The organism is Campylobacter suis, assembly GCF_905120475.1.
Classification (GTDB): domain Bacteria; phylum Campylobacterota; class Campylobacteria; order Campylobacterales; family Campylobacteraceae; genus Campylobacter_A; species Campylobacter_A suis.
This window is the reverse complement of the sequence record NZ_CAJHOE010000001.1, coordinates 364,105-390,011: the sequence shown is the minus strand read 5'-3', so window position 1 is coordinate 390,011 and position 25,907 is coordinate 364,105. Positions and strand designations below refer to the sequence as shown.

Below are 25,907 nucleotides of genomic sequence, written 5' to 3'. Positions count from 1 at the left end.
TTTTATAAGAGAGTTTTTATGAAAATTGATACGATTTTAATAGCCTCTGACCATGCTGGTTTTGAGATGAAAGAGCAAATCAAGGAGTATTTAAGGGCAAAATTTGACTTTCAAATAATTGACCTTGGTGCAAATGACGCAAAAACTAGTGTTGATTATCCAGATTTTGCACACTCGCTTGCTAAAAAAATAGATGATAAAACCTACGGCGTTTTGATATGTGGTACAGGCATTGGAATTTCCATAGCTGCAAATCGCCACGAAGGTGTGCGTGCTGCACTCTGTCATAATGTAGATACAGCGATACTTGCAAGAGAGCACAATGACGCAAATGTCATAGCATTTGGAGCAAGAGTTATTGATCTTGACCTAGCAAAAGAGATGTTAAAAGCATTTTTTACAACACAATTTGCTGGCGGCAGACACGAAAACAGAGTAAAAAAGATAGAAACAAAAGGATAGATATGTTTGGCGACTGGCTCTTTATCACGATACTTGCGTGCATTTGTATATATCTTGTGGTTATGGTTTTTTATTTTAAAACTTTACTAAAAAAAGAGCGAACGACTAAAGATTATATGAAACATAACCTTCAAGACACAGAAGTAGTCATCCGCAAACTACAAATTCAAATTCAACGCAGTCTAGGCAATATAGACATCTTAACTGAAGAGCTTACAAAAAGCAAAAACGATGTAACTTCACTACGCACAAGAAATTCTCAATACCGATTAGAAAATGATAAACTGCGTGGTCGTATCCGTGAGCTTGAAGGCAAGATTGAAGCATTGCTATAAATTTAGACAAGGAAAAATATGATAGTTTTAGACAAAAAAGAGCAAGATTATCTGCTTGATACGATACGCTCGGTTCATGACTTTCCAAAGCCAGGCATTATTTTTAGAGATATAACTACACTTTTAAACAACAAAGAAGCGTTTAAATTTCTTATCGATCACTTGCAAAAACGCTATGAAAGCTACGGGCTTGATCATATAGTGGGTATCGAAAGTCGCGGATTTATTTTTGGAGCAGCTCTTGCAGCTAGGCTAAACATCGGCTTTGTTCCTATACGCAAACCAAAAAAACTGCCATATATCACAATCTCACAAAAATACACCCTTGAATACGGCGTAGATGAAGTACAGATGCATATTGATGCGTTTTGTGGCAAAAAAGAAGCAAAGGTACTTTTAATAGATGACCTAATAGCAACTGGTGGCACAGCAAAAGCGTCTGTCGAGCTTATAAAACAGGCAAATGCAAACTGCGTTGAGGCGTGTTTTATAATAAATTTGAAAGAGCTAAAAGGCGAGAGCGAGATAGCAAAGCTGACTAAAATTTATAGCGTGTTGGAGGTCTAGGTGGAAGAGTTTTTCATAGGACTTCTAAAAGAATACGGCTACATCATACTTTTTATCTGGTGTATGATGGAGGGAGAGATGGCACTTATCATGGGCGGAATACTCTCTCACTCAGGAGATATGAATCTAGGGCTTGCGATATTTATCGCTGGGCTTGGCGGCTTTGCGGGAGATCAGGTGTATTTTTACATAGGCAGATACAACAAAAACTATATCACAACAAAACTTCACTCACAAAGACGAAAATTTGCTATTGCTCATATGTTGCTTAAAAAGTATGGCTGGCCGATAATCTTCGTGCAACGCTATATGTATGGCTTTCGCACTGTTATACCGATGAGCATAGGTGTAACGCGATATAGTTCTAAAAAATTTGCCTTTATAAACCTAATATCAGCTTGGTGTTGGGCAGCCATCACTATAATACCTGCTTGGTATTTGGGAGATAAAATTTTAGAGGTCTTAAAATATGCAAAAGAGCATTGGTATATCGCAGTGCCAGTGGTTTTGATGTTTTTAGGAAGTATTTTATATGGGTTTAAGCATATTGAAAACAAGATATTAAACGAAAGGAAAAAGAAAAATAGATGAAATTTAGCATAGTTGATAAAAAGATAGACGATATAAAGGCTGATTTAGAGCTTATTTTTGTAGTTGATAAAAATTTAAAGCATAAATTTATCAAAGACGAAAAGACATTTAAATTTACAAACTATAAAGGTGACGGAGTTTTGCTTTTAAGCGAAAGCAAAAGAGTTTATGTCCCACTTAGCAAGCTTGGATATGACGAGCTTAGGATAGCTAGTGCAAAGGCATATAATGCTATAAAAGCACTAAATATAAAAAGCATAAAACTTAACTCATATGTAGTAAAATGCCAAAAACTAAGCTTTCATGCGATAGTTGAAGGGATGTTACTTGGAGGATATGAGTTTAGTAAATACAAAGAAAAAAAAGAAACTTATAGTTTAAAAGAGGTGATTTTTAGCTCAGATGAGTTTAATGGCGAAAAAATCCGTCCAGATGATGCCAAGGATGGATTTTTACACGGTCAAATCATGGCAAATGCAACAAATTTTACAAAAGATATAGTAAATGAAATTCCAGAAATTTACACTCCGCTAAAAATGGCACAAGACGCCCAAAATCTTGCAAAAGAGCTAAAAAATGTAACTTGCAAAGTGCATGATGAGAAATTTTTAGCAAAAGAAAAAATGGGTGCATTTTTGGCAGTAAATCGAGCCTCTATCCATCCACCAAGGCTGATACACCTAACATACAAACCAAAATCACCCAAAAAGCGTATCGTGTTTGTAGGTAAGGGGCTTACTTATGATAGTGGCGGGCTTAGCTTAAAGCCAGCTGATTATATGATTACGATGAAAGCCGATAAAAGTGGTGCAGCGGCCGCTCTTGGTATAATAAAAGGGGCTAGCGAGCTAGAGCTACCATTTGAAATTCATGCTATATTGGGTGCAACTGAAAATATGATAGGCGGCAACGCATACAAGCCAGATGATGTCTTGATCTCTCGCTCTGGCGTAAGCATAGAGGTAAGAAACACTGACGCAGAAGGACGCTTAGTGCTAGCGGACTGTCTTAGTTACGCACAAGATTTTAAACCGGACTTACTTATAGATATGGCAACTTTAACTGGTGCTTGCGTGGTCGGACTTGGCGAATACACAAGTGCAATAATGGGCAACAACGAAGAGCTAAAAGCACAATTTAAAGCAAAATCAGCAAAAAGTGGCGAGCTAAATACGGTTTTAGAGTTTAACCCATATCTAAAAGAGCTTGTAAAAAGCCAAATCGCAGACATTAGCAACACAGCTTCTAGTAGATACGGCGGAGCTATTACGGCTGGAATTTTCTTAGATAAATTTATCAAAGATGAGTATAAAGACAAATGGATACACCAAGATATCGCGGGCCCAGCCTATATAGAAAAGGCATGGGGGTATAACCAAGCTGGTGCAAGTGGAGCTGGTGTTAGGATGAATTTATACTATTTGCAAGCATTGGCGAAAGAAGAGAAATAGGCAAATTTGCTTGCACAACTTACAGGGGTAAAGTGGTTATTTGTAACCTTAACCACTTGTCCATGCTTTAAACAAAAAATAAGAATACAAAAAGGAGAAAATGATAAATGAGTCTAGGCGTAGGTATCGTAGGACTTCCAAATGTCGGCAAATCAACAACATTTAATGCCCTAACAAAGGCACAAAATGCCGAAAGTGCTAACTATCCATTTTGCACGATAGAGCCAAACAAGGCTATCGTTCCAGTCCCAGACAAGCGACTAAACGAGCTTGCAAAGATAGTAAATCCAAATAAAATTCAATACTCAACGATAGAATTTGTAGATATCGCAGGGCTTGTCAAGGGTGCTAGCAAAGGCGAAGGACTTGGCAATAAATTTCTATCAAATATCCGCGAAACAGAGATGATACTACATATCGTGCGCTGCTTTAACGATGAAAATATCACACATGTTGAGGGTGGAGTAGATCCGGTTAGGGATATAGAGATCATCCAGACCGAGCTTATTTTGGCCGATATAGAGCAACTAAGCAAAAAAATAGAAAGACTAACACGCGAAGCAAAAGCAAACGCAAAGGGGGCAAAAGAGAGTTTAGAGATAGCAAATTTACTTTTAGCTCATCTAAATGACGGCAAGTCGGCAAGTAGTTTTGCAGAGCGTGAAAATGATACTTTTATAGCTTTAAACAAAGAGCTTCGTTTGCTAAGCGCAAAAGAGGTTATTTATGGAGCAAATGTCGATGAAGAGGGGCTTTCAGTAGATAACGAATATGTAATAAAACTAAAAGAATACGCAGGCCAGTCAGGACATGAGGTCATAAAGCTATGTGCTAAAATAGAAGAGGAGCTTGTTGGTCTAAGCGATGAAGAGGCTCATGAGTTTTTAAGCTCTTTGGGGGCAAGTGAGAGTGGTCTTGAAAAGATCATCAGAACGGCATTTAGCAAGCTTAATCTCATAAGCTACTTTACCGCTGGTGTTGTGGAGGTGCGAGCATGGACCATAACAAATGGCTTTAAAGCACCAAAAGCAGCCTCTGTCATACACAACGACTTTGAGCGAGGCTTTATAAGGGTGGAGGTTATAGCCTATGATGACTATATAGCTTGCGGTGGAGAAACACCAGCAAAAGAGGCTGGTAAAATGCGACTTGAAGGCAAAGACTACATCGTAAAAGATGGCGATGTAATGCATTTTAGGTTTAATGTCTAACAAATTTTACCCTACAAACCATATCGCAGGGTAAACTTCTATCCAAATTTCTAAAAAAGAGTAAAAGGGTATTTTAGTCTTGATATACATCATTGAAAAGTAATAAAAAAACACGATAAAATTACTCCGAATTTTAAAATAAGGAGCTTTTATGCGTGAATACAAAAAGTATTGGTTAACACTGGTCGCAGTTCTTACCATCGCTTTTGGAATTTTAGGCTATTACGGCGTCGAGGTGTATCGTAGCTCACCTCCAATCATAGACTTTAAAGATCAAAACGGTAATACCGTCATCTCAAAAGAGAAAATTCTCAAAGGTCAAGAGGCTTGGCAAAGTATTGGCGGTATGCAGCTTGGTTCTATTTGGGGGCATGGAGCATATCAGGCGCCTGACTGGAGTGCTGACTGGCTACACAAGGAGCTTGTAGCATTTTTGCAAATCATCTCAAAGCAAAAATATGCCAAAAACTATGATGAGCTTAATGAAATCCAAAAAGCAACGCTAAAAACAGAACTAAAGGCTCAATACCGCACAAATAGCGTCACAAACGATAGTGTAATCCTTAGCGCTGATAGGATAGCTGCGATAAAGATAGTAAGCGATGAGTATAGTGCTTTATTTGGCGATGATGCGAAATTTGATGATATTCGCAAAGCCTACGCTATGAAAACAAATACACTCCCAGGTAAAGAAAACAGAGATGAGCTAAATGCCTTTTTCTTTTACACAAGCTGGGCGGCTAGCACAAACCGTCCAAATTCTGACGCAACATACACAAACAACTGGCCACATGAGCCTTTAATCGACAATGTTCCTACTAGTGAAAATATATTTTGGTCAGTAACAAGCATAGTTTTACTGCTAGCAGGCATAGGGCTTCTTGTGTGGTTTAGCGAATTTTACGGCAAAAAAGATGATGAGCATTTAGCCCCACCAAGCTCTGATCCACTATCACTTTTATCGCTTACTCCAAGCCAAAAAGCACTTAGCAAGTATCTGTTTGTTACAGTTGCTCTTTTTGCATTTCAGTTTATGATGGGTGGATTTGTCGCTCACTACACAGTCGAAGGGCAGCACTTTTATGGGATAGATGTTTCACAGTATATTCCTTACTCACTAGCTCGTACTTGGCATATTCAATCTAGTATATTTTGGATAGCTACTGGATTTTTGGCGGCTGGGTTATTTTTAGCGCCAATCATTAATGGTGGCAAAGATCCTAAATTTCAAAAACTAGGGGTTGATCTGTTATTTTACGCACTGCTAGTTCTTGTTATTGGTAGTTTTGCTGGCGAATATCTAGCCATAGCAAACATCATGCCTATAAATTTAAGCTTTTGGCTAGGGCACCAAGGATACGAGTATATTGAGCTTGGCAGAGTGTGGCAGATCATACTTTTTGTAGGGCTTGTGATATGGATGGTGTTGCTACTTCGTGGATTTGTCGGTGGTCTTAGAGCGGACGGAGATAAAAATTTGCTAGCAATATTTTGCGCATCTGCAATCGCAGTCGGTCTGTTTTATGGCGCTGGACTTATGTATGGTCAGCACGACCCGATCCCTGTTATGGAGTACTGGCGTTGGTGGGTTGTACATCTTTGGGTTGAGGGCTTTTTTGAGGTGTTTGCTACTGCTTCGCTTGCATTTGTTTTTGTTAGCCTTGGCCTTGTCTCAAAGAAATTTGCTACATTTAGCACGCTTGCGAGCGCATCTATCTTTATGATAGGCGGGATCCCTGGAACATTTCACCATCTATACTTTTCAGGCACAACTACGCCCATAATGGCTGTTGGCGCAACTTTTTCAGCCCTAGAAGTAGTTCCGCTTGTGCTTTTGGGCTCTGAAGCATTTCATCAGTATCGCCTGCAATTTGCCACAACTTGGGCAAAAACGCTTAAGTGGCCACTTTATTGCTTCATAGCAGTTGCATTTTGGAATATGCTAGGCGCTGGTGTTTTTGGTTTTCTCATTAACCCACCTATAGCATTATTTTACATACAAGGTCTTAACACTACGCCAGTTCATGCACATGCGGCACTCTTTGGGGTTTATGGCTTTTTAGCACTTGGCTTTGTTTGGCTAGTTGCAACATATCTTTATAAGGGTCAAAGTTTTGATGATAAACTTATGAAAATAGGCTTTTGGTCGCTAAATTGGGGACTTATGCTAATGATCTTAACATCACTGCTGCCGATAGGAATTTTTCAAGCATTTGCAAGTCTAGAACATGGTATGTGGTATGCCAGAAGTGCTGAGTTTTTACAAGGTGAACATCTACAGACATTGCGCTGGGTCAGAATGATTGGCGATACGATATTTATTATAGGTGGTCTTTGCTTCTTATTGCAAATTATAAAATTTATAACAAGCAAAAAAGCTTAAAAATTTGGCTAGGAGCTCTCCTAGCCAGCTTATATCGATACTATTTGACAAGTGCGTGTTTTAAGACATCTTCAATAACATCTACTGCAACTATCTTAATATCCTTTTTTACATCTTCTGGTATATCTTTTAAATCCCTTTCAAAATTTTTGCGCGGGATTAGCGCTATTTTTATGCCTGCTTTATGAGCCGCGATAAGTTTCTCTTTTAATCCACCAATAGGCAACACCCTGCCACTTAGTGTTATCTCGCCAGTCATTGCTACATCGTGTCGAACTTTTATATCCGTTAGTATTGATGCTATCGCCGTTACCATAGTTATACCAGCGCTTGGACCATCTTTTGGCGTTGCACCTTCTGGCACATGCACATGCAAGTCATACCTGCGGTAAACATCACTAGGCTCAAGCTTTCTTTTATCATCATCAAATTTTGGAACGATACTCATCGGCACTTTGATCTTTTTGTTGTCTATTAGCACCTTAACCACACTAAATGCTATCTGAGCACTCTCCTTCATCACATCACCAAGCTGTCCCGTGATTTGCATAGCACCCTTGCCCTGAATGCGAATAGCTTCAATACGAAGAACATCACCGCCAACACTTGTCCAAGCAAGACCATTTACCTGCCCTACTTTATCTTTTTTATCTGCAGTTTCGATCTCATAGACCTTTTTTTCTAAGAAGTCTTTTAAATTTTTAGCCGTTACGCTTACTTTGCCATCATTTTTTATAAGGATATTTTTTGCAACCTTACGCAAAATATCAGCTATCCTACGGCGCAAATTCCGTACTCCGCTTTCACGAGTGTATTCGGCTATTATGAGTTCAAGCGCATCTTTTGCAATACTAACATCACTTGATTTTAAGCCATGTTTTTTAAGCTCTTGTGGCACAAGATATTTTTTAGCTATCTCAAATTTTTCTTGCGGGGTATATGAACTAAGTTGTATAAACTCCATTCTATCGCGAAGTGGCGCTGGTATCGCGCTTACATCGTTTGCAGTTGCTATAAATATAACTTTACTAAGATCAATGTTAAAATTTAAATAATAATCCCTAAATTTATTATTTTGTTCAGGGTCTAAAATTTCAAGCAAAACAGCCGTTGGATCGCCACGGTAGCTTCTGCCAACCTTATCTATCTCATCTAAAACCACGACTGGATTCATCTGCTTAGCTTCAATGAGTCCTTGCACTATTCGCCCAGGCATTGCTCCGATGTAGGTTCTGCGGTGCCCGCGAAGTTCATTTACATCTTCAAGCCCGCCAAGTGCTATACGCACAAGCTCGCGTTTTAGTGCCTTTGCGATAGAGTTTGCAAGGCTGGTTTTACCAACGCCTGGAGGTCCCGCAAAGCACAAAATAGCGCCGTTATTTACCTTTTCATTTATACCACGAAGCTCAAGCAACTCACGAAGTGCAAAATACTCCTCTATGCGCTCTTTTGGCTTTTCTAGACTATGATGATCGGCATTTAGGTGTTTGCTTACTTCAGCTATTGATGAGCGCTTTTTAGATACATTTTCAAATGGCACTTCAAGCACCCAGTCAAGATAACTTTGAATCGTGTTTGCGTCAGCGCTATCAGGGTGCATACGGCTAAGCTTGTCTATTTGTTTTTTTATCTCTTTATAGGCATCTTCGCCCATAAATTTTTTCTTACCGTCAAGCTTTTTGCGATACTCCTCGATCTCTTCATCTCTATCAGAATTCGCCCCCAACTCAGCTTGAATTTGTTTAAGTTGCTCTTTTAAAAAGTACTCTTTATTTGTCTTATCTATCTTTGAATGAACTTTATTTTTTATCTCTTTTTGAAGCTTATTTGCCTCTATCTCCTCGATAACATAATCAATGAGTTTTAGCAGTCTCTGCTCCAAATTTTCCTCAATAAAAAAGCTATAAGCTATCTGCTTTTTAAGCCTTAAAGCAGACGAAACAAGGTCGCAAACCCTAACAGCTTCCACGCTCTCTTCGATAGTCTTAAGCAAGTCTGGTGGGAAAAAGTGGCTAAACTGCGATAACTCTCTTACCTTTTCTCGTAAAACAACGATTAGTGCGTCAGTTTTTACCTGTGATGGGCGCACAACATGAAGTATATCTACGACCGCTTGCAAAGGCATTTTAGACATCTGCTTAACGATACGACCCTTTTCCATGCCTTGAAATAAAATTTTAACACGCCCATCAGGTAGCGGCACACGACGCATTATAGTGCCTATAACCCCAGCATCATAAATGCTCTCAAAGTCTCTTGCGCCATCATTTTGTGGCTTACTAGGTACGATAAGCACAGGCGACTCATTTGCCAAGGCAACATCAAGCGCGCGTAAATTTTCCTCATCACTTAAAAATAGTGGCGTTATCATAAACGGATATAAAAATAGCTCGTCCTCGACTATTATCGGAAGTTCTGTTGGTAAAATTCTAGATTCATTTATCTGCAAAACACTCTCCTATTCAAACATACTACGATACCAAGGCAAATTTGGCTCAAGCAAATTCGCATCCTTTAAAGCAGACTCGTCTAGCTTTTTTTTGTAAATTTCAGCCGAAACATCTCGTCCTGTGCGAACATAAAGGTCATAAATCTGCATATCAAGGTAGTATGTGGCTAACTTAAATTTTATAAGCATCGTCTCAATAAGTGGGCGAAATTTCGTAAATGGGTACATATAAAGAAATTTCTCTATCTCGGCAATGCTATCTTCCATTAGTTTTTGGTTTCTATTTGGCTGGCTAAAGCTATCAAAATTTGCCTTTATCTTAAGGTACTGGGCGAATTCTGTTTTTTCTCCATTATCGCCATACTTTTTGATATACTCATCAAGATAGTGATTAGCTAAAATATACTCCTCCTCATCAGCATGAGCTTGTGCTAAAATGAGTAAAATTTGCTCTAAAAGTGGGCTTGCAACATGCTCGCTTGCCATAGATATATAGTGTTTATCCGCGCTTTCTAGATCAACTGCCTTTATATCAGCAATGATTTGCTCATACCACTCGTCTGGACTTAGATTATAAAGCTCAGTATATTTTTCAGCGCACCCAAAAAAGATAGACGCAACGCCAAATGCTAGTAAAAATTTAGTGATTTTTAACATCAAAACCCTTTAACTTATTTTTATATTTTTGCTATTTTACATTTTTTGCGATTATTTTTGGATAAATTTAGAAATTTTTTGTTTTTTAACAAGAAAAATGATACAATATAAGCAAACTTAAAATAGGAGAAAAAATGACATTCACCGTTAAAAGTCCGATACTTGGTTTTGAGCATATAAAAACGATGGAGCTTATCGAGCTTGATAAATTTTTTGTAAAACTTCAAAGCAAAGATGATGCAACATCTTTTACTATGATAAACCCGTATGCACTTAGGGACTATGAGTTTGAAATTCCAAGCTACTATGAAGAACTTATGCAGATAAAAGATACAAGCGAACTTCGTGTTTATAACATTTTGGTAGTATCGTTGCCACTTGAAAAATCACATGTAAATTTTATGGCTCCTATAGTTTGCAATATGGACAACATGACGCTTTCTCAAGTAGTTTTAGATATGAACCTATACCCACAATACGGACAAGCTGAACAGATAGAGAGCTTTATACAAAAATAACTTTATGCACTTTTGGCGGCACATTTTACTTACTTTGTTTATTTGTGTTACCGCCTTTGGCGTTGTTGCCGAAATTTCAAATGGCATAGACTGCGAGCAAAAAGATAGCAAATGTGGTCTAAAAGCCTACTACAAAGATGGTGATGCTGGTATTTTTAAAAAGTTAAATTTTAAAGGTACTTCGCCTGTATATGCAAGCAAATTTAGCCCCTTAAATGTCGATGAAAATGGTGGTTTTTATATCGATGAAAATATAAATTTTAACTTTAGCCCAAAACAAAATGATCGCTATTTTTACCCTTACAAATCACTTGCCGATCCACTAAATGCACCGCTTCAAATTTCACAAAAGAGCTGGAGTGTAGAGTGGAAGGGCTATATTTATGTACAAGATACTGGGACTTATGCCTTTTTTACTGATGATAATAGTGTAAATTTTAGTGTTACACTAAACGATAAAAAGCTTCAAACTATCTCCCTAAAAGAACTCTTTTTAACATCAAATAATTTAGACATAAGCAAAAATTTCATCAAACTAACACAGGGCTATCACGATATAAACATAAAACTTAACACAAATTCCAAGGACGCTGTTTTTTCGCTACTTTGGCTAAACTATACAAACCCAGAAAAAACAACAGGAAGAGCAAAATTTAAAAATCCACAAAATATATTTGAATATATGAGAGTTATTGGCAAAGATAGCTTCTCGTGGCAAGTGCCACATGTTAGCACAAATTTAAGTTCAGATGAAGTGAGAGTTATAGATGAGAGATTTTTTATACAAGATAAAAGCAGCGAATGGAAATTTTATAGCCCGATGGTAACAAAGCACGCGGGCAAGGCGTATCGCTACTGCTTAGTTGCAAAAAATGGGGCTAATAGCCATCAGATATTTGACATATATGCCAAATACACAAACACCACCATAAAAAACAACAAGTCAAACATAAACTATGAATTTTCAAAAAAGCTTGCTAGTATCAGAGCAAACGAGTGCTTTTTGCAAAGCTTTGAAGCAAGTAAGGCTGTGGTGTTAGGCGCCTTTAAAAACGGCGAAAGCAAGACTAAAGTCTTAGAATATCTTAAAGATCATTATGATGATGACGATGCCTTTGCTGTTTTGCCAGCAAATTTTATGCTTCAAACAGATGATACAAGTGCCTTTAAGGCTGGCAAGAAAGCGAGTTGGCATATCATAGCAAATGATATAAATGGCAAAATTTCAAAAACATACAGCACTAAACTCACTCAAAAAACTATAAATTTAAATAAGAGAGAAATTTTAACAAATACCCTAACCCCAAAGCCAAATGATGACTCTTGCAAAACAGATGTAAAAGAAGTTTCCCTTGTCCCATCTATCATTTTTAATGGTGGAGTTAGCACGCAAGAAGATGTTATTTTTGATGATGTTGTAAGCTTTGAGATAAATATCTTAGATGATGAATTTAGCCAAATAGATAGTCAAAAGTATCAAAATTTTAGCACTCAAGATGACTTTAAAAAAGCAAAAACCATAGAGCAGGTAAAAAAATACGGGTATGAATGCAAGGATATTTTGATTAAGGGTATAACTGCTGGGCTTTCAAGTGATGGGCTGGTTTCTTGCTATGTTAAAAATGCAGACGATGTCACACTTGATGTTTTGCCTACAAGTTTTGATATAAATGCAAGTATTAGTGGTGCGTTTGATGAGAATTTTGTATATGTAAATGACAACAACAAAAGCTCGCACTCACAGATGTCAGCTAGCTTGATTTTGGAGTTTTTGGCAAAAAGTTATAATGGTAAAGAGCTTAAAAATTTTACAAAAAATTGCTATGCAAAGGATATTTTAGTAGAAATTTTACATGAAAAAGATGAAAAATTTTACTTTTTACAAGAAAATAACGGCACTTTTGTTATCAAAAAAGAGCTTTTTAGAGATGGCAAAGCAAAGCAGGCATTAGCTTTTAATTTTAATAAAAGTGATAACAAAGAGCCATTTTTAATAGATGCGAGCAAATTTGAAATAAAAAATTTATATACAAAAGATAACAAAAACCTTGCAACAAATCAACAAAACTCTGATAAAAAAGTCGCATTTCTTAATGCTAGAGTATATTCTGCGCTTCATGAGCTTAATTTTAATGACATAAAAGTAGATGAGCACTACGGCTTTTTTTGTGAAAAAAACTGCGACTTGATAGAAAATTTTGACTTTTTTGGTGAGCTAATGCCAGCATCTTCAAACTGGCGAACAAATAAAAAACATAGCGAAAATTTTGATATCGCAAAAAATTATGAAAGTTTATTTGTTGGAAGCGATGAGAGTAAATTTAAGGGCGCTGGCAAGCTAGAAAATGGTATTAGAGAGCTTACATTTGAAAACAACAGTCAAAAAGAGGGGCTAAAGGATAAAATTTCGCCTATTTTTGATGATAATATAACTTGGTTTGAGCAAAAGCCTTATTTTTGGCTTAGGCTTTATAGACAAGATGATGCTTGGCACGGCAAGTCATACAACACAAATGGAGAGCAAAAATCAGTGGGCGAGTTTATCTATAAAACTATACAAGAGCGTAAAAATCGTCGCATAGAGTGGTAAAAGTCATAATGAAAAAAGGTTTTTCTCTCATAGAAACCATCGTATCAATAGTTATAATAGGCATTATAAGTATATCTTTGCCAGCCATTATGAAACTAAGTGCTAATGCAAATGCAAAAAGCACACTAAGCCAAAGCGTTACAAACGCAAAGAGCGCACTTGTTTTAGCTATAAAATCGCCTTATACATGTGCCTACATAAACGAACACGAAGGTCAAAGCGTGCCTATTTTTGCTAGTGAAAATTTCTATATCAAATTTGGGCTTTTTGGTGAAGGGCGCAGAAATTTTGCTGATACTAAAATTTTAGTCTCCCACGATGGTAGCTGCTCTAGCCTACAAAGTATAGATAAGATAAAAAGCGAAAATTTTACCCCAAACAATACAAGCGACTTTACACAAAATTTTAGCTATGAGATTAGCACATATCCTACAAGAACGCCATTTGATGAGAATATAAGCGTTTTAGAAAATTTTGATGCAAAGCTAGTTACCATAAACGGCAAAGCAGGTGTTGAAAGTCAAAGTCAAAATATACGCATGCATGCCATCGTTACAAATATCGGTGAACTTGAAGGCGTGATGATAAAGCAGTTAAAATGAGAAGAGCTTTTAGTCTTATTGAGATTGTTTTAGTTGTAGTTATCATAGCGATAATGGCAACGGCAGGCATAAATTTATTGCTTGTTCTTTATAAAAATTATTCTACCAGCGAGCGCATGGTAAGACTTGAGCTACAAAGCCAAAATGTACTTGAGTATATTGGTAAACTACTTGCTGTGCGCATCCCTGAAAGCGCGGTAGCAAAAGAGTGGGGTAGTGATAAATTTTTACCTCTTTTACATAAAGGTGGCTCAGACTATGATACGCTTGAATTTGTAGCCTACACTCCTGAAGCATTTTTTGAGAGCATCTATAGCGGCTTTGCAGACCTTCAAGCAAGCACAAAACAAACCATAAAAACGCCTTTAAGCAAACTAACAAAACTAGATAGTGTCATCGGCGATCTAAATCCAAAATTTGGTTCTGATTTTGAACTTGCTGTGATATTTAAATCTCTAAACTATAACGCTAGTGATTTTGGTTATAGTGGTAAGACAAATTTAGACACAGCAAAAATAAAAGATGACATCACTTTTGAGCTTGGCAAAAGGCGTTTGGATGGGCTTGTAAGCGAGCATTATCACATAGCACATACGGCTTACGCCATAAGAGTGGTTCCTAGTCAAGTTACAGCACAAAACGAACTTGTGCTTTATTTTAACTACCGCCCATGGCTTAATGAGAGTGCAAAAGATGGTGAAAGTGCGGTATTAGCCAAAAATGTAAGCACATTTGTATTTGGCGCAAATGATGGATCGATAAGGCTAAAGTTATGCCTAAGCAACCAAAATTTAGATACTTTATGCAAAAGCAAGGTCGTGCAATGAGAAGTGGCTTTAGTTTACTTATGGCGATATTTTTTATGATTGGCGTGATGGGTATAGCTATGCTTTCTTTAAAATTTTCAGCAACTAGCTCAAACTCAGTTACCCAAAGCTACATAAGCGAACAAGCAGAAATTCTCGCCCAAGGTGCCACAGAATACGCCATGTTACGGCTTTTAAAACATGACTTTAACCAAGGATGCCTAACAGACATCAGCACAACTTTTACTCCGCCAAATACAACCGTAAAGCTCTATGATATAAAAATTTCAATAGAACTTTTTGGAAATATCGGCAGCTGCAAAGGCATAAAAATTTCAGAGCCTAATCAAAATGGTAGCGTTATAATCGATGTTGGCGTTACTTACAACAAAAGTGAAGACGATGCGCAAATTTATCCAGTGAGATTTTTTAAGAGAACTTTGCAAAAACTTTAAATTTTATTATTACTTTAGCCTCTTGTTGTTATAATACTGATACACTTTAAAGTAAGGAGGATGCGATGAATACAAGCATCACAGGCAGACAAATAGAACTTACCGAGCCTATAAAAGGCTACATCGAAAATGCGTTTGAAACGCTTGGCAAATACAACCTAGACATCATCTCAGGCAGATGTGTAGTTTCAGCTGATGAAAAACAAGGCAAAAAGGGTTTTAGTGCGGAATTTGCACTAAATTTAGCACACAAAGACACCATAGTTATCCGCCAAAAAGACAAAGACTTGTATGCTGCGATAGATCTTGCTATTGAGCGTGCTTCAAAGGTTTTAAGAAGAGAGCATGATAAAAGAACAACCGTAAAAGGCAAGGCTGACGATAAAGAGACGCGCTCGCATATTGGGGAAGAGAAGGTAGAGGGTGTAGATGAGATAGTCCCTATGGAGCTTGAGCTTTACAAGCCACTTGAGATAGAAGAGGCCCTAGAGCATTTAAAAACTAGCGACATGCAGTTTTATGTATTTAATGACATTGATGCAAAAATGCGTGTTATTTATAAAAGAAATGACGGAAAATTTGGTCTTTACTAAAATTCGGGGCAACTTGCCCCGAATATCTACAACCCCTATAAACTAAAACTTAAACCTTTGCGTAGTATGTTGTTCCACCGCTAAAGCGCTTTTCATATAGCGGAGTATAAGGAACAAGATCGGCATGACCAGCATAAAATCTACCATGATCGCCAAGCATCCTATGGAGTCGTTCAACACATTTTAACCTAAACTCATCGTCAAAATATATCATCATATTTCGCGAAAGGATGATGTCAAATTTTCCAAGCGCAAAAAGTGCATCATCAAATACATTTAGCACCTTAAACTCACACTTGCAAAGAGCTTGCTTTTTTATCTCAAATTTTTCATCCTCAAGCTTTACAAAAAACCTACTTTTTTGAAAATCGTCAAGCCTATGTATACTCCTACTGTTATAGTGTGCACCCTGGCAGTGTTTTATAGCTTCTGAGTTTATATCAATACCAACGATACTTATCGCACCCTTTTCAATCCCCATCTCCACAGCAAGCATCGCAAGCGAATAAACCTCATCTCCAGTAGAGCAAGGCGCACAGAGGATTCTAGCCCCACCAAGGTCTCTTGCGTAGTTTATTACATCTTTTAGCTGTGGCAACTCTCTGTAAAAATATGTCTCATTGACTGTGATTAAATTTAAAATATCTTGCCTTAATGTGTAGTTTGTACGTATCAAACTTACAATATCCTTAAAAGTTGAGATATTGTTGTTTTTAGCAAAACTAGTTAGGCGCTTAAGCGTTATATCTCTTTTGGACTCAAGATCAACACCGCATAAAATTCTGATATTTTTTATAAACTCGTTAAAGTTTTCCATATCTTTTGGCTCTGGAGTATCGACAACCTGCCCAGCTACAATCTCTGGCTTATTAAAGAACATCTAAAAACTCCTGTAACTCTTTTTTTATACTCATAACATTTAATACTCGCACCTGCGGATTTAGCTCTTTTGCCCGCTTTGGCATGCCATAAACTATAGCACTCTCTTCGCTCTCAGCAAGACATTTTGCTCCAGCTTTAAAAAGTGCTGCAAGCCCAGCAGCTCCGTCATCACCTATGCCTGTTAGCAATACAGCCATAACCTCAGTATGTTTGCAAACACTAATGCCAGAGTGAAAAAGAACATCGACATTTGGCGTAAATGTCGTAACCTTTTCTGGTACTGGTTTTGCAGATATTGGCAACACATCGCTAATTATAAAATTTTGGTCACAGATATAAATTTTATCTTTTAAAATTTTTCGCTCAGACAAAAGCTCTACTTCCACACCACACTCTTTGCCAACTTGCGAGGCAAAAGATGGTATGAACATTTTATTCATATGTTGGGCTATAACTACGCTAGCACCGTTTAGTCTAATATCCTTTAAAAGTTTTTTTATATGTCCTGGACCACCTGTGGAAGCACCTATAAGAACTAGCTTTTGAGCCATATACTACCTTTGTAAATTTTTACAGATTTATAGTTTAACATAAATTTATTGTTTTTACTACTTTGCTCGATTATTTATCCCCTCTGCTTCACTTATCTCTATCTCGCGCTCGTAAGATGGATTTTTCTTTTTTGCATTTGTGCCCAGATAAAGTATAAGCTTTGCATCGACATTTTTATGAGAAGCCACAAGAGTTATAAATTTTAAATACTTTTTAATATCATCTAAGGCTTTATCATCTTGTTTTGGTGGAATGCTAAGTTTTTCTACAAATATCCTACAAGCACCAAAAATCTCATTTTTACTAGAATTTGGATTTAAAACAACACTCAACAAGTCATCTATAGCTATAGTTTTTTCTTGCTGAGATGGTGTGGTTTTAGTCTCTAAAATTGGGCTTTGTGTGCCAGCTCTTAGCTTTAATATCAAAAAAACTAAAGCTAAACAAAGCAATATAAAAATAGCAACTAAAGCCCAAATCAACAAATTTTCCTTACAATCTCTGAACGCTTTTTCGTTTATAATATGCGAAAATAGACAATGCAAACATCACAGCAACCGTAACATATACAAAGTTTGGTATCGGCATCGGGTCACCTGTGGCATAAGAGTGCATGCCTGCAAGATAGAAATTTACACCAAAATATGTCATGATGATACTCCAGTAAGCAAACATAGAAGCAACAGCAAAGGCATATTGGCTATTAAGCTTTGGAACAAATCTCATATGAAGCACAGCCGCATATACAAGGATGGAGATCAAAGCCCAAGTCTCCTTGCTATCCCAACCCCAGTATCTACCCCAACTCTCATTTGCCCAAACACCTCCAAGGAAATTTCCAAGTGTTAAAAGACTGATACCAAGTATCATAGCCATCTCATTTATACGAGTAGCTTCAGTGATATTTCGCATTATCTCTTTGTTTTCTGAATTTTTTCTTTGCATCACTATAAGCACTAGGACAAAAAAGCCAAGTAGAGAGCAAAGCCCTAAAAAGCCGTAACTAGCTGTAATAACAGAAACATGGATAGTTAGCCAGTAGCTTTGAAGCACTGGAACAAGAGTAGTTATCTGCGGATCCATCCAGCTAAGATGTGCGACAAATAAAGTTATACCAGCCAACATCGAAGTAAGCGCTATAGCGATAGGGCTACGCTTTGAAAAGACGATGCCAGAAAGTCCAAGAGCCCAAGCTATATAGACCATCGACTCATACGAGTTACTCCACGGTGCGTGCTCGGAAATATACCAGCGAAGTCCAAGCCCTGCTGTATGCGCGATAAAAGCAAGTAAATTTATAATATATATAGCTTTTATAACTGGGTTTATATTTAGTCTTGGAGCAAGCATCTTAATAAATATAAATATCAAAAGCGCAAAACCTGCAAGAAGATAAACTGGTGTCAAGCGTTCAAAAATTTGCACCTTATTAAATAAAATTTCCATATCTACGCGTGATTTTGCAGGGATAACACTTGAGCCGTATCTCTCTTGATAAATTTTTATATTTGCAAGTTTTTCATCGGCTAATGACCATTTTTTAGTATACTCATCAGCATTTGAACTAGACTTTTCGCCAAGCTTCATAGCTGCTTCAACCGCTTCAAAATACTCTTTCATTATATTGGCAATCACGCCTGACTCCTCTGGCGGGAAACTCATCATAGCTGAATACGGCGATGACCATGTATTTGACGGGTCATTTTGCTTTGGAAACACCTTAAAAATTTCGCCTATAAAAGCGATATAAAAGACATTCACACGCTCGTCTATCTTAATAACATCCTTATCAAAAGTCCCACGAGATCCTGGGTGCTTTCTACTTGCAATATCAGCAAAACGACCTAGTTTATATTCGCTCTGCCCATCTTTAAGTGCAAAAAATTCAACAAAACTTGCAAATTTTTTAGCTGGGTCGATACCAAGCTCTTTTTTAAGCTCTGCACTACTTCCAAGAGCTATAACAGGCTCGCTTCGCCAGTACTCTGGCTCTATCATTATAGATAGCAAGGCTTGGTTAGAATTTAGCTTATTTATACTATCTTTTCTATGAACTTTATTTAATATATCACGACTAACAGTATCAAATGGCTTCATTCTACCATCTGGGCTTTGAACTAAAATTTTACCAAGTTTATCAGCATGCTCTGCATCAATATGTGGCAAAAAGTCGTTTGCTACGATATTTTGCGTGTTAAACACAGCAAAAAGAGCAAACAAGACAGCAACAACCTTTTTACTTGACTCAACATCAACAAGATGAGCCAGCTTTCTAAAACGAGAGCCTGGATTTATAATGTTTAGGATAAAACCCAGCCCCATTATAAAGTAGCCGATGTAGGTTGTAATTTTGCCTGGATCTCTATTTACAGATAGGACTGTGCCTTTTTCATCTTGGTCATATGAGCTTTGGAAAAAGCGATATCCTGCGTAATCTAGGACATTATTCATATAAATTCTATAATCAAATCCTGGCTGAATTTCTGAGTTTGGATCTTTTACCACAACATCACTAGCATATCCCATAGGCGAATTTGAGCCTGGGTAGCGCTTTAGTTCAAAATCTTTTAAGTAAAAGCTAAAAGGTAACTTTATCCTTTGAGCTCCCCAAGATACGAAAAATACCTTATCTGCAATAAAAGCTCGCACTGGTTCAGAAATGTTATAAAACATGGCAACCTCTTTACTTTCGCCATTATGTTTTAACTCAGCAACAATAGCGTCAAATTCACTCGTTTGTGTTGAAACTAGCTTCTTTGAAGCTGCTGGAGAAGCAAATTTGATAGAGAAATTTATACCATTTATAGTATAAAGCTTTGCCTTGTCAAAAGCAACCTCCTCTCCCGCCTTAATAGTCTTTTTTTCGCCATCAAACACAGTAATATCAGTATTTGAAACAAAAAACGAACGCTCTTTATTTATCTGAAACAAAACATAAGCTTGACCATGCTTTGGAAGTTTATTTAAAGCAAAAGATGTAGGTCCAAGCTCTAGCTCATCACCTTCAACAAGGCTAGTCTCCTCTTTGTCTGTTTCATCAGAAAGCACAAGCTCTACGGCCGCCTTACCATTTGCGTCATCTACAAATTTATAACCAGCTTTTGGGACATATTCTAGGTATTTTAAATTCGCAACCCCACCTGGCAGGTCAAGCGAGAGATCAAAGCCACTTCTGCTTAGCGTAGAAAGCTCTTTTGGTATAGAGACGGAGTACTGTTCTCCATCAATTACCGTGCTAAAATTTATAAACGAGCCTCGCGTTAATATGGTATTTGACTCTGTATTTTCACGAATATGCATAGTGCCTTCAAAACCAAAATATCTTGTTATGCCAGCGCCTATTAATATAATCAAAAAACTCATATGAAACAACAAAGAAGGCAACTTTTTTATATTTATAAGCTTGTAGGCAAATATATTGTAAGCCAAATTTATACCCAAAAGCACCTGAACGAGCGCAAACCAGCTCGCACCATAAACAACTTCCCATGCTGCTTGCGTCGTCTCGAGCCTCTCTATGATAGTTGCCACTGCGGAGCCGATAGCAAATATCAAAAATAGCACAATCGCTGACGCCATGCTAAAAAAAGTTTTTGTCAAATTTTTCATATATCACCTTTTTAGTAAAAGTCTTATTATATTATATTAGTTTAAATATTTGCTTTAAAAAGGTTGAATTTACCGAAAACAACGATATAAAAATATCTCTATGATTTTAAAATATAGCATTTATAGAGTTTGATATGTGTAAAAATTTTAATCTATCTTAATTTTATTTATTAAGATAATTTTTAAGCTTTTAGTTATTGTAAGAAATAAAACAACATTTAGCAAATTTGCTTTAAAAGTAAATTTTAAATTTTGACTAAGCTAAGCAAGTGCCAAACTTAGTCAAATCTATGCTAAATTTTAGTGCAAAAAGTGTCTAACACCAGTAAAATAAAGTGCTATTTTATGCTCGTTTGCAGCCTCTATCACTTCATCATCTCTTATGCTTCCACCAGGCTCTACAATGCACTTTACGCCGACTTCATTTGCGATGTCGATACTATCACGAAAAGGGAAAAATGCCTCACTAGCTAATGTCGAGCCGTTTAGATCAAGCCTCATATCCTTTGCTTTTGCCACTGCCGCGCGCGCCGCATCAACACGGCTAGTCATACCCATACCAATCGCCACAACAGCCGAGTCTTTCACATACACAACACAGTTTGACTTCGTAAGTGCCGCCACTTTCCACGCAACACTCGCGTCATCTAACTGCTGTTTTGTAGCACTCACTTCGCCCATTTGCTTCATATTTTTAAGCTCGTCATTTTTCACTTCATCGCGTTCTTGATAGACAAAACCGCCATCAATTCGCTTAAAGTCAAATTTATCGTTTGAACGGAGTAAAAATTTATTATCCTGAGTGAAAATTTTAATGCGTTTTTTAGCCTCAAACACCGCCAAAGCCTCATCTGTGACATTTGCAGCAATTATTACTTCGACATAAATTTCATTGATCTTTTCAGCCAAAGCCTTATCAAGCGTGCCATTTATCGCTACAACCCCGCCGTATGCCGAGATAGGATCGCATTTTAAAGCCTCTGTGTAGCTTTCAAGCAAGTTACTTTTTACCGCAAAACCGCAAGGATTAGCGTGTTTTATGATCGCCACCGCAGGAGCTTCATCAAAGCTAGTAGCAAGCATTAAAGCGCCGTTTATGTCGGTTAGGTTATTAAAACTAGCTTCGCCTTTAAGGGCTCTAAAGTTGTTCGTAAAAAAGTAGTCAAACTCATAAAGTGCGCCTTTTTGGTGTGGATTTTCGCCATATCTAGTGTCAAAAACCTTGCTTCCTACGATAAATTTACTCGCTCCAAAACCGCCGTTAAATCGCTCGTTCATATAGTTTGCAATCATGCTATCATAAGCCGCCGTATGCTCATAAGCCTTTATCATAAGGTGTCTTCTAAACTCATAATCAGCCTTGCCGTCCTTAAGTCTAGCTAAAATTTCATCATAGTCAAGTATGTCGGTCACCACCAAGACATCTTTGAAATTTTTTGCCGCCGAACGCAGCATCGCAGGGCCACCGATGTCGATATTTTCGATGATCTCATCAAAGTCATCAGTGCGAATGGTCGTTTGTTTAAATGGATATAAATTTACACAAACCAGATCAATCGCCTCAATGCTGTTTTTTTGGGCGTCCAAAATATGCGCATCAAGCTCTCTGCGGTGCAAAATCCCACCGTGAATTTTTGGATGCAGGGTCTTTACACGCCCTTCAAACATCTCAGGCGACGCGGTGTATTCGCTAACTTCTGTCGCGTTTATGCCATTTTCTTTAAGCAGTTTGTAAGTCCCACCGGTGCTTAAAATCTCCCAGCCAAGCTCACTTAGCCTACGCCCAAACTCCACAACGCCATCTTTGTCACTCACACTGATTAATGCTCGCATTTTTACTCCTTTATCATGTATTACTTCGACATTTTTTACACTAAAATTGATTGCTAATATTTCCACCAAAACATATCTCTATATCCAAAATCACTTAACGGTTTTTCTATCTTGCATTTTAGATATACTCTAAGTGGTTGGCTACCATTATATCCAGACGCATTATTTTTTGGCTTTTTGTTATTCATTTTTCACTAATCTCCTTAAATTAAATTATTTATCAAGCTCAAATCATTTAATTTAGCACGAAATTTTGATAAATTAGCGTCCAATTCAAGTTTTCTATTTTTAGAAATTTCCACAAATTCGCTCTCTTTTTCTATACCTATAAAATTTCTACCTAATAAATTTGCTGCAATTCCGGTAGTGCTACTTCCACTAAATGGGTCGCAAATCACACTATTTTCATCGCTTGCCATTAAAATCAATCGCACCAAAAGTGCTAGTGGTTTTTGAGTAGGATGCTTACCGCACGATTTTTCCCATGGGGCAATTGCAGGGAAAGCCCACACATCACGCATTTGTTTATCGCCATTTATTTTTTTCATAAACTCATAGTTAAAGATATGTTTATGTTTTTCGCTTTTTCTAGCCCAGATAATTTGCTCTGTGCTATGCGTAAGATAGCGACAGCTAAAATTCGGTGGCGGATTTGTTTTTTGCCAAGTTATTATATTTAAAATTTTAAAATCTAGCTTTTGCAATGCTCTACCAATAGAAAAAATATTATGATATGTGCCACTAATCATAATACTTCCATTATCAGTAAGTGCATTTTTTGCCATTGACAACCACTCTAAGTTAAATTTATCTATTTCATCTATTCCATAGCTTTTATCCCATTCGCCCTTATTTACACTGACTATTTTGCCACTTTGTATGCTTAGTCCATTATTAGATAAAAAATACGGTGGATCTGCAAAAATCAAATCAAATTCATTTTGAAATTTTGGTAAGATTTTAAAAGTATCACCATTATGAAGTATAAAATCGCAACTCATGGTATTGGAAGCCCTAAAATTTGAAGTGGTATATATTCAAAATAATACTTACAATCTACACTAATTATATAATCCAAAACATCTCTATATTCTGGCTTTTTAAACCAATCACTAAGCAAGTATATGTATTGCACTTCCGTGTTTAAGTGTGAAAGTAATTTTTGGTATTGTTTTTTCTTAAAATCACAAGTTTGAAGTTTTTCATCTACACTACCTGCTACTTGTTGGAATTTACATTCTATAATAAAAAATGTATTGTTTATAATAACATAAATGCTATCATCTGGCAAAAGGCGTTTTGAGATTATATTTTCCCAATCAACACCTTTATTTTTTAAAAAATCATAAAATTTATATTTTTTAAAAATTTGTGCCACCAAATTATTATCATAAAAAACCTCCTGTTTTTCATTTACTATATATCCATTTTGATGTGAAAGAAATGTTGCTAAATCAACTTTCCCTTCAAAAATAAGTCCAGTTTGCGTATTTGAACCACCTATGCCACCTTCTATCATTTTACTCCTTTTATTGGTTTTAGCTCTCGCCTCGTTCGTTTTTGATACTCTCATACGCCTCGTTTATCTCTTGAAGTTTTTTGGTTGATTTTTCGATAACTTCCTCACTCTCGCCCTGCCCCATCAAAATATCAGGATGATACTTTCTCACAAGCTCTCTATAGCGTTTTTTAATCACGCCAAACTCACTATCCCTAGCCACGCCAAGCACCTCATACGCGTCACGCCTAGCGGGGGAGTGTGTATTTTGCGACCTATTATAATGACGCGAATGAGCGTTATAAAACTGCTCAAATCGTAAAATAATCGCATCAAGCAACGCCCTATCTATGCCAAATCCACGCGATATATCCTCTATCACTTTGCGTTCATCTGGATGAAACTCGCCATCAAAATAGGCTAAATTTAAGAAAAATGTTATACGAGCGATCGCTGTTTGCCTATCAAGATGAAGCTTTTGCCTATACTCAAGTGCCACCTCATAAGCCTCATCAACTAGCTCCTTTTCAGTGTCAAATATCGCCTTTAGCTCAGCCCTATCCACCCCAGTTTTACGCACCAAATCATCGAAAGTCTGACTAACTAGCCTAGCTTCTAGCTCACTCACCCTTCCATCGCCCTTTGCGACCTTTGCAAGAAGGGCCACTAGAAATTTCGCCTCATCTTGACTAAATGCTCTGCGATTTGAAAAGCTACCGCCACTTGCAAATTTAAACTTTGCAAAAAGCTTATAAAGCACCCAAAAAATGATAGCGTAAAATAAAATCGTACCCATTTTTCACCACAGATGATATATAGTGTTTTTAAGCTTACCGCCGACAAGCTCGTTTTTACGCCACGAACTCTCGTCATTCATCACGCTCCACCGCCTCTCATCAGAGCGGTAAAACCAGTCCTTATCTATCTGATAATAAATTTGCTTTCCGTTTGCTTCAATGATATTTGCGATGTTGTTATCATGATAGCTGTTCTCATCATAGTCGGTAAATGCGCGCTGTCCCATCTCTGAGTAAAGCATGGTTAGCTCTTGAAGCATTTCATTTAGCTCATCGTCCATCTTTCGCACGTGAAGCCCGATCTCTTCGGCCTCGCGAAACATTATCGGATACTCGTGAGCCGGGTAATCGCTGTTTAGCTTTTCTGAAATTTGCTTGATTTTTTCATCATCATGAATGTGATAGCGTAAAATTTCACGGCAAATTTTAAGCGAGAGCGAACTAGCCCTATCCACAGCCCCAAAAACAAGCGGATGGATATACTCATAAAGCGATTTATAGGGATTTAGATCATTTTGTTTCTCTTGCTCTTTCCACAACTTTATCACGCGGCTTAGCTCGTCCATCGAGATACTTGAAAGCTCGTTGTTTTTGGTAGTCGGACTTAGCTCGTGCTTTAGCGATGTATCAACAGGAGTAAGATACGCCAAAGGCCCCATGACTATCTCGTTTGCCCCAAGTGCCATCATCGTCGCAGCCGAAGCACAGTTTGCAGGGACAAGGGCGATGACGTTTTTGCAGTAGTTGCGAAGCGTGGAGATGTTCTTAAGACTTGCGATACCGCTTCCGCCGTCGCTTTTGATATACAAAAAGGCATTATCTATCTTTTTGCCACGCAAAATTTCATACATCGCCGAAGCGTCATTTCCGCAAACCGATCCAGCGTTTGAGTTGTAGTAGGTAATGAGCGTTCCGCCAAGCTTTGCTTCTAAATTTTTTATAAGCATTTGCGTTTGGTTAAATAAAATCGGCGGTTTGGCGATTGATTTTCTACTCTCTCGCTCCTGCTCTTCATACGCCCCTTTTGCGGAGCTTCCTATCCACTCTTTCAAGCTCATTTTTATCC

General features: G+C 37.5%; 25 protein-coding genes. 13 read left to right on the top strand and 12 right to left on the bottom strand.

The window, feature by feature from the left end; all coding sequences use genetic code 11:
* Positions 1 to 18 precede the first annotated feature (18 nt).
* From rpiB to LQV35_RS02015, 7 genes are all read left to right on the top strand, one after another.
* The gene (rpiB, locus tag LQV35_RS02045; RefSeq protein ID WP_230056202.1) at positions 19 to 462 is read left to right on the top strand and encodes a ribose 5-phosphate isomerase B; all 444 of its coding nucleotides are present in this window, start codon (positions 19 to 21) and stop codon (positions 460 to 462) included.
* Between the two features lie 2 nt (positions 463 to 464).
* Entirely contained in the window at positions 465 to 797 is a 333-nt protein-coding gene (locus LQV35_RS02040; protein ID WP_230056201.1) for a hypothetical protein, read from the top strand.
* Between the two features lie 18 nt (positions 798 to 815).
* Positions 816 to 1,364, top strand: coding sequence for an adenine phosphoribosyltransferase (gene apt, locus LQV35_RS02035; RefSeq protein WP_230056200.1), 549 nt, complete (start codon positions 816 to 818; stop codon positions 1,362 to 1,364).
* Entirely contained in the window at positions 1,365 to 1,955 is a 591-nt protein-coding gene (locus LQV35_RS02030; RefSeq protein WP_230056199.1) for a DedA family protein, read from the top strand.
* Positions 1,952 to 3,406: a leucyl aminopeptidase gene (locus LQV35_RS02025; RefSeq protein ID WP_230056198.1), complete on the top strand. Its 1,455-nt coding sequence runs from the start codon at positions 1,952 to 1,954 to the stop codon at positions 3,404 to 3,406. The genes LQV35_RS02030 and LQV35_RS02025 overlap by 4 nt, the downstream gene beginning before the upstream one ends.
* 107 nt (positions 3,407 to 3,513) lie before the next feature.
* Positions 3,514 to 4,617, top strand: a complete 1,104-nt coding sequence (gene ychF / locus LQV35_RS02020; RefSeq protein WP_230056197.1) for a redox-regulated ATPase YchF — start codon at positions 3,514 to 3,516, stop codon at positions 4,615 to 4,617.
* A gap of 151 nt (positions 4,618 to 4,768) precedes the next feature.
* A complete protein-coding gene (locus tag LQV35_RS02015; RefSeq protein ID WP_230056196.1) occupies positions 4,769 to 7,000 on the top strand; it encodes a nitric-oxide reductase large subunit in 2,232 nt (743 codons plus the stop codon).
* Positions 7,001 to 7,040: 40 nt separating this feature from the next.
* Here LQV35_RS02015 and lon read toward each other — a convergent pair whose 3' ends face one another.
* Together lon and LQV35_RS02005 are read right to left on the bottom strand one after the other, a co-directional pair.
* Complete coding sequence (gene lon / locus LQV35_RS02010; protein ID WP_230056195.1) at positions 7,041 to 9,449, bottom strand: endopeptidase La; 2,409 nt, start codon at positions 9,447 to 9,449, stop codon at positions 7,041 to 7,043.
* Positions 9,450 to 9,458: 9 nt separating this feature from the next.
* The gene (locus tag LQV35_RS02005) at positions 9,459 to 10,106 is read right to left on the bottom strand and encodes an outer membrane protein assembly factor BamD (protein ID WP_230056194.1); all 648 of its coding nucleotides are present in this window, start codon (positions 10,104 to 10,106) and stop codon (positions 9,459 to 9,461) included.
* A gap of 134 nt (positions 10,107 to 10,240) precedes the next feature.
* Between LQV35_RS02005 and fliW the strand changes: the two genes are divergently transcribed.
* The 6 genes from fliW to hpf all read left to right on the top strand — a co-directional run bounded on the left by fliW (position 10,241) and on the right by hpf (position 15,670).
* Positions 10,241 to 10,624, top strand: a complete 384-nt coding sequence (fliW, locus tag LQV35_RS02000; protein ID WP_230056193.1) for a flagellar assembly protein FliW — start codon at positions 10,241 to 10,243, stop codon at positions 10,622 to 10,624.
* A 4-nt stretch (positions 10,625 to 10,628) separates the two neighbouring features.
* Entirely contained in the window at positions 10,629 to 13,214 is a 2,586-nt protein-coding gene (locus LQV35_RS01995) for a hypothetical protein (RefSeq protein WP_230056192.1), read from the top strand.
* An 8-nt stretch (positions 13,215 to 13,222) separates the two neighbouring features.
* The gene (locus tag LQV35_RS01990; protein WP_230056191.1) at positions 13,223 to 13,816 is read left to right on the top strand and encodes a prepilin-type N-terminal cleavage/methylation domain-containing protein; all 594 of its coding nucleotides are present in this window, start codon (positions 13,223 to 13,225) and stop codon (positions 13,814 to 13,816) included.
* Entirely contained in the window at positions 13,813 to 14,643 is an 831-nt protein-coding gene (locus tag LQV35_RS01985) for a prepilin-type N-terminal cleavage/methylation domain-containing protein (RefSeq protein ID WP_230056190.1), read from the top strand. Before LQV35_RS01990 ends, LQV35_RS01985 begins: the two co-directional genes overlap by 4 nt.
* Positions 14,589 to 15,077, top strand: a complete 489-nt coding sequence (locus tag LQV35_RS01980; RefSeq protein WP_230056189.1) for a hypothetical protein — start codon at positions 14,589 to 14,591, stop codon at positions 15,075 to 15,077. The genes LQV35_RS01985 and LQV35_RS01980 overlap by 55 nt, the downstream gene beginning before the upstream one ends.
* 65 nt (positions 15,078 to 15,142) lie before the next feature.
* Complete coding sequence (gene hpf / locus LQV35_RS01975; protein ID WP_230056188.1) at positions 15,143 to 15,670, top strand: ribosome hibernation-promoting factor, HPF/YfiA family; 528 nt, start codon at positions 15,143 to 15,145, stop codon at positions 15,668 to 15,670.
* A 49-nt stretch (positions 15,671 to 15,719) separates the two neighbouring features.
* Here the strand turns inward: hpf and LQV35_RS01970 are convergent, their stop codons facing one another.
* The 10 genes from LQV35_RS01970 to LQV35_RS01930 all read right to left on the bottom strand — a co-directional run bounded on the left by LQV35_RS01970 (position 15,720) and on the right by LQV35_RS01930 (position 25,899).
* Positions 15,720 to 16,550: a CheR family methyltransferase gene (locus LQV35_RS01970; protein ID WP_230056187.1), complete on the bottom strand. Its 831-nt coding sequence runs from the start codon at positions 16,548 to 16,550 to the stop codon at positions 15,720 to 15,722.
* Entirely contained in the window at positions 16,540 to 17,103 is a 564-nt protein-coding gene (locus LQV35_RS01965; RefSeq protein ID WP_230056186.1) for a CheB methylesterase domain-containing protein, read from the bottom strand. Before LQV35_RS01965 ends, LQV35_RS01970 begins: the two co-directional genes overlap by 11 nt.
* 57 nt (positions 17,104 to 17,160) lie before the next feature.
* Positions 17,161 to 17,586 carry a fatty-acid--CoA ligase gene (locus LQV35_RS01960; RefSeq protein ID WP_230056185.1) on the bottom strand — a complete coding sequence of 142 codons (426 nt, stop codon included), beginning with the start codon at positions 17,584 to 17,586 and terminating at the stop codon, positions 17,161 to 17,163.
* Positions 17,587 to 17,596: 10 nt separating this feature from the next.
* Complete coding sequence (locus LQV35_RS01955) at positions 17,597 to 20,713, bottom strand: cytochrome c biogenesis protein (protein WP_230056184.1); 3,117 nt, start codon at positions 20,711 to 20,713, stop codon at positions 17,597 to 17,599.
* 300 nt (positions 20,714 to 21,013) lie between these two features.
* Positions 21,014 to 22,546, bottom strand: a complete 1,533-nt coding sequence (gene purH, locus LQV35_RS01950; RefSeq protein ID WP_230056183.1) for a bifunctional phosphoribosylaminoimidazolecarboxamide formyltransferase/IMP cyclohydrolase — start codon at positions 22,544 to 22,546, stop codon at positions 21,014 to 21,016.
* 53 nt (positions 22,547 to 22,599) lie between these two features.
* Positions 22,600 to 22,734 carry a hypothetical protein gene (locus LQV35_RS09080; RefSeq protein WP_268250080.1) on the bottom strand — a complete coding sequence of 45 codons (135 nt, stop codon included), beginning with the start codon at positions 22,732 to 22,734 and terminating at the stop codon, positions 22,600 to 22,602.
* Between the two features lie 15 nt (positions 22,735 to 22,749).
* Positions 22,750 to 23,547 (bottom strand): DNA-methyltransferase, encoded by a 798-nt coding sequence (locus tag LQV35_RS01945; protein WP_230056182.1) that lies wholly within the window; start codon positions 23,545 to 23,547, stop codon positions 22,750 to 22,752.
* On the bottom strand, positions 23,544 to 24,065 hold the full coding sequence (locus LQV35_RS01940; RefSeq protein WP_230056181.1) for a PD-(D/E)XK nuclease superfamily protein: 522 nt from the start codon (positions 24,063 to 24,065) through the stop codon (positions 23,544 to 23,546). The genes LQV35_RS01945 and LQV35_RS01940 overlap by 4 nt, the downstream gene beginning before the upstream one ends.
* A 19-nt stretch (positions 24,066 to 24,084) precedes the next feature.
* Positions 24,085 to 24,840 carry a TerB family tellurite resistance protein gene (locus LQV35_RS01935; RefSeq protein WP_230056180.1) on the bottom strand — a complete coding sequence of 252 codons (756 nt, stop codon included), beginning with the start codon at positions 24,838 to 24,840 and terminating at the stop codon, positions 24,085 to 24,087.
* A gap of 3 nt (positions 24,841 to 24,843) precedes the next feature.
* Positions 24,844 to 25,899, bottom strand: coding sequence for an SDH family Clp fold serine proteinase (locus LQV35_RS01930; RefSeq protein WP_230056179.1), 1,056 nt, complete (start codon positions 25,897 to 25,899; stop codon positions 24,844 to 24,846).
* Positions 25,900 to 25,907 lie beyond the last annotated feature (8 nt).

Coding starts and splice junctions, on each gene's coding strand:
- rpiB (WP_230056202.1), top strand. CDS start 19: ATGAAAATTGATACGATTTTAATAGCCTCTGACCATGCTGGTTTTGAG.
- LQV35_RS02040 (WP_230056201.1), top strand. CDS start 465: ATGTTTGGCGACTGGCTCTTTATCACGATACTTGCGTGCATTTGTATA.
- apt (WP_230056200.1), top strand. CDS start 816: ATGATAGTTTTAGACAAAAAAGAGCAAGATTATCTGCTTGATACGATA.
- LQV35_RS02025 (WP_230056198.1), top strand. CDS start 1,952: ATGAAATTTAGCATAGTTGATAAAAAGATAGACGATATAAAGGCTGAT.
- ychF (WP_230056197.1), top strand. CDS start 3,514: ATGAGTCTAGGCGTAGGTATCGTAGGACTTCCAAATGTCGGCAAATCA.
- LQV35_RS02015 (WP_230056196.1), top strand. CDS start 4,769: ATGCGTGAATACAAAAAGTATTGGTTAACACTGGTCGCAGTTCTTACC.
- LQV35_RS02005 (WP_230056194.1), bottom strand. CDS start 10,106: ATGTTAAAAATCACTAAATTTTTACTAGCATTTGGCGTTGCGTCTATC.
- fliW (WP_230056193.1), top strand. CDS start 10,241: ATGACATTCACCGTTAAAAGTCCGATACTTGGTTTTGAGCATATAAAA.
- LQV35_RS01995 (WP_230056192.1), top strand. CDS start 10,629: ATGCACTTTTGGCGGCACATTTTACTTACTTTGTTTATTTGTGTTACC.
- LQV35_RS01990 (WP_230056191.1), top strand. CDS start 13,223: ATGAAAAAAGGTTTTTCTCTCATAGAAACCATCGTATCAATAGTTATA.
- LQV35_RS01985 (WP_230056190.1), top strand. CDS start 13,813: ATGAGAAGAGCTTTTAGTCTTATTGAGATTGTTTTAGTTGTAGTTATC.
- LQV35_RS01980 (WP_230056189.1), top strand. CDS start 14,589: ATGCCTAAGCAACCAAAATTTAGATACTTTATGCAAAAGCAAGGTCGT.
- hpf (WP_230056188.1), top strand. CDS start 15,143: ATGAATACAAGCATCACAGGCAGACAAATAGAACTTACCGAGCCTATA.
- LQV35_RS01970 (WP_230056187.1), bottom strand. CDS start 16,550: ATGTTCTTTAATAAGCCAGAGATTGTAGCTGGGCAGGTTGTCGATACT.
- LQV35_RS01965 (WP_230056186.1), bottom strand. CDS start 17,103: ATGGCTCAAAAGCTAGTTCTTATAGGTGCTTCCACAGGTGGTCCAGGA.
- LQV35_RS01955 (WP_230056184.1), bottom strand. CDS start 20,713: ATGAAAAATTTGACAAAAACTTTTTTTAGCATGGCGTCAGCGATTGTG.
- purH (WP_230056183.1), bottom strand. CDS start 22,546: ATGCGAGCATTAATCAGTGTGAGTGACAAAGATGGCGTTGTGGAGTTT.
- LQV35_RS09080 (WP_268250080.1), bottom strand. CDS start 22,734: ATGAATAACAAAAAGCCAAAAAATAATGCGTCTGGATATAATGGTAGC.
- LQV35_RS01945 (WP_230056182.1), bottom strand. CDS start 23,547: ATGAGTTGCGATTTTATACTTCATAATGGTGATACTTTTAAAATCTTA.
- LQV35_RS01940 (WP_230056181.1), bottom strand. CDS start 24,065: ATGATAGAAGGTGGCATAGGTGGTTCAAATACGCAAACTGGACTTATT.
- LQV35_RS01935 (WP_230056180.1), bottom strand. CDS start 24,840: ATGGGTACGATTTTATTTTACGCTATCATTTTTTGGGTGCTTTATAAG.
- LQV35_RS01930 (WP_230056179.1), bottom strand. CDS start 25,899: ATGAGCTTGAAAGAGTGGATAGGAAGCTCCGCAAAAGGGGCGTATGAA.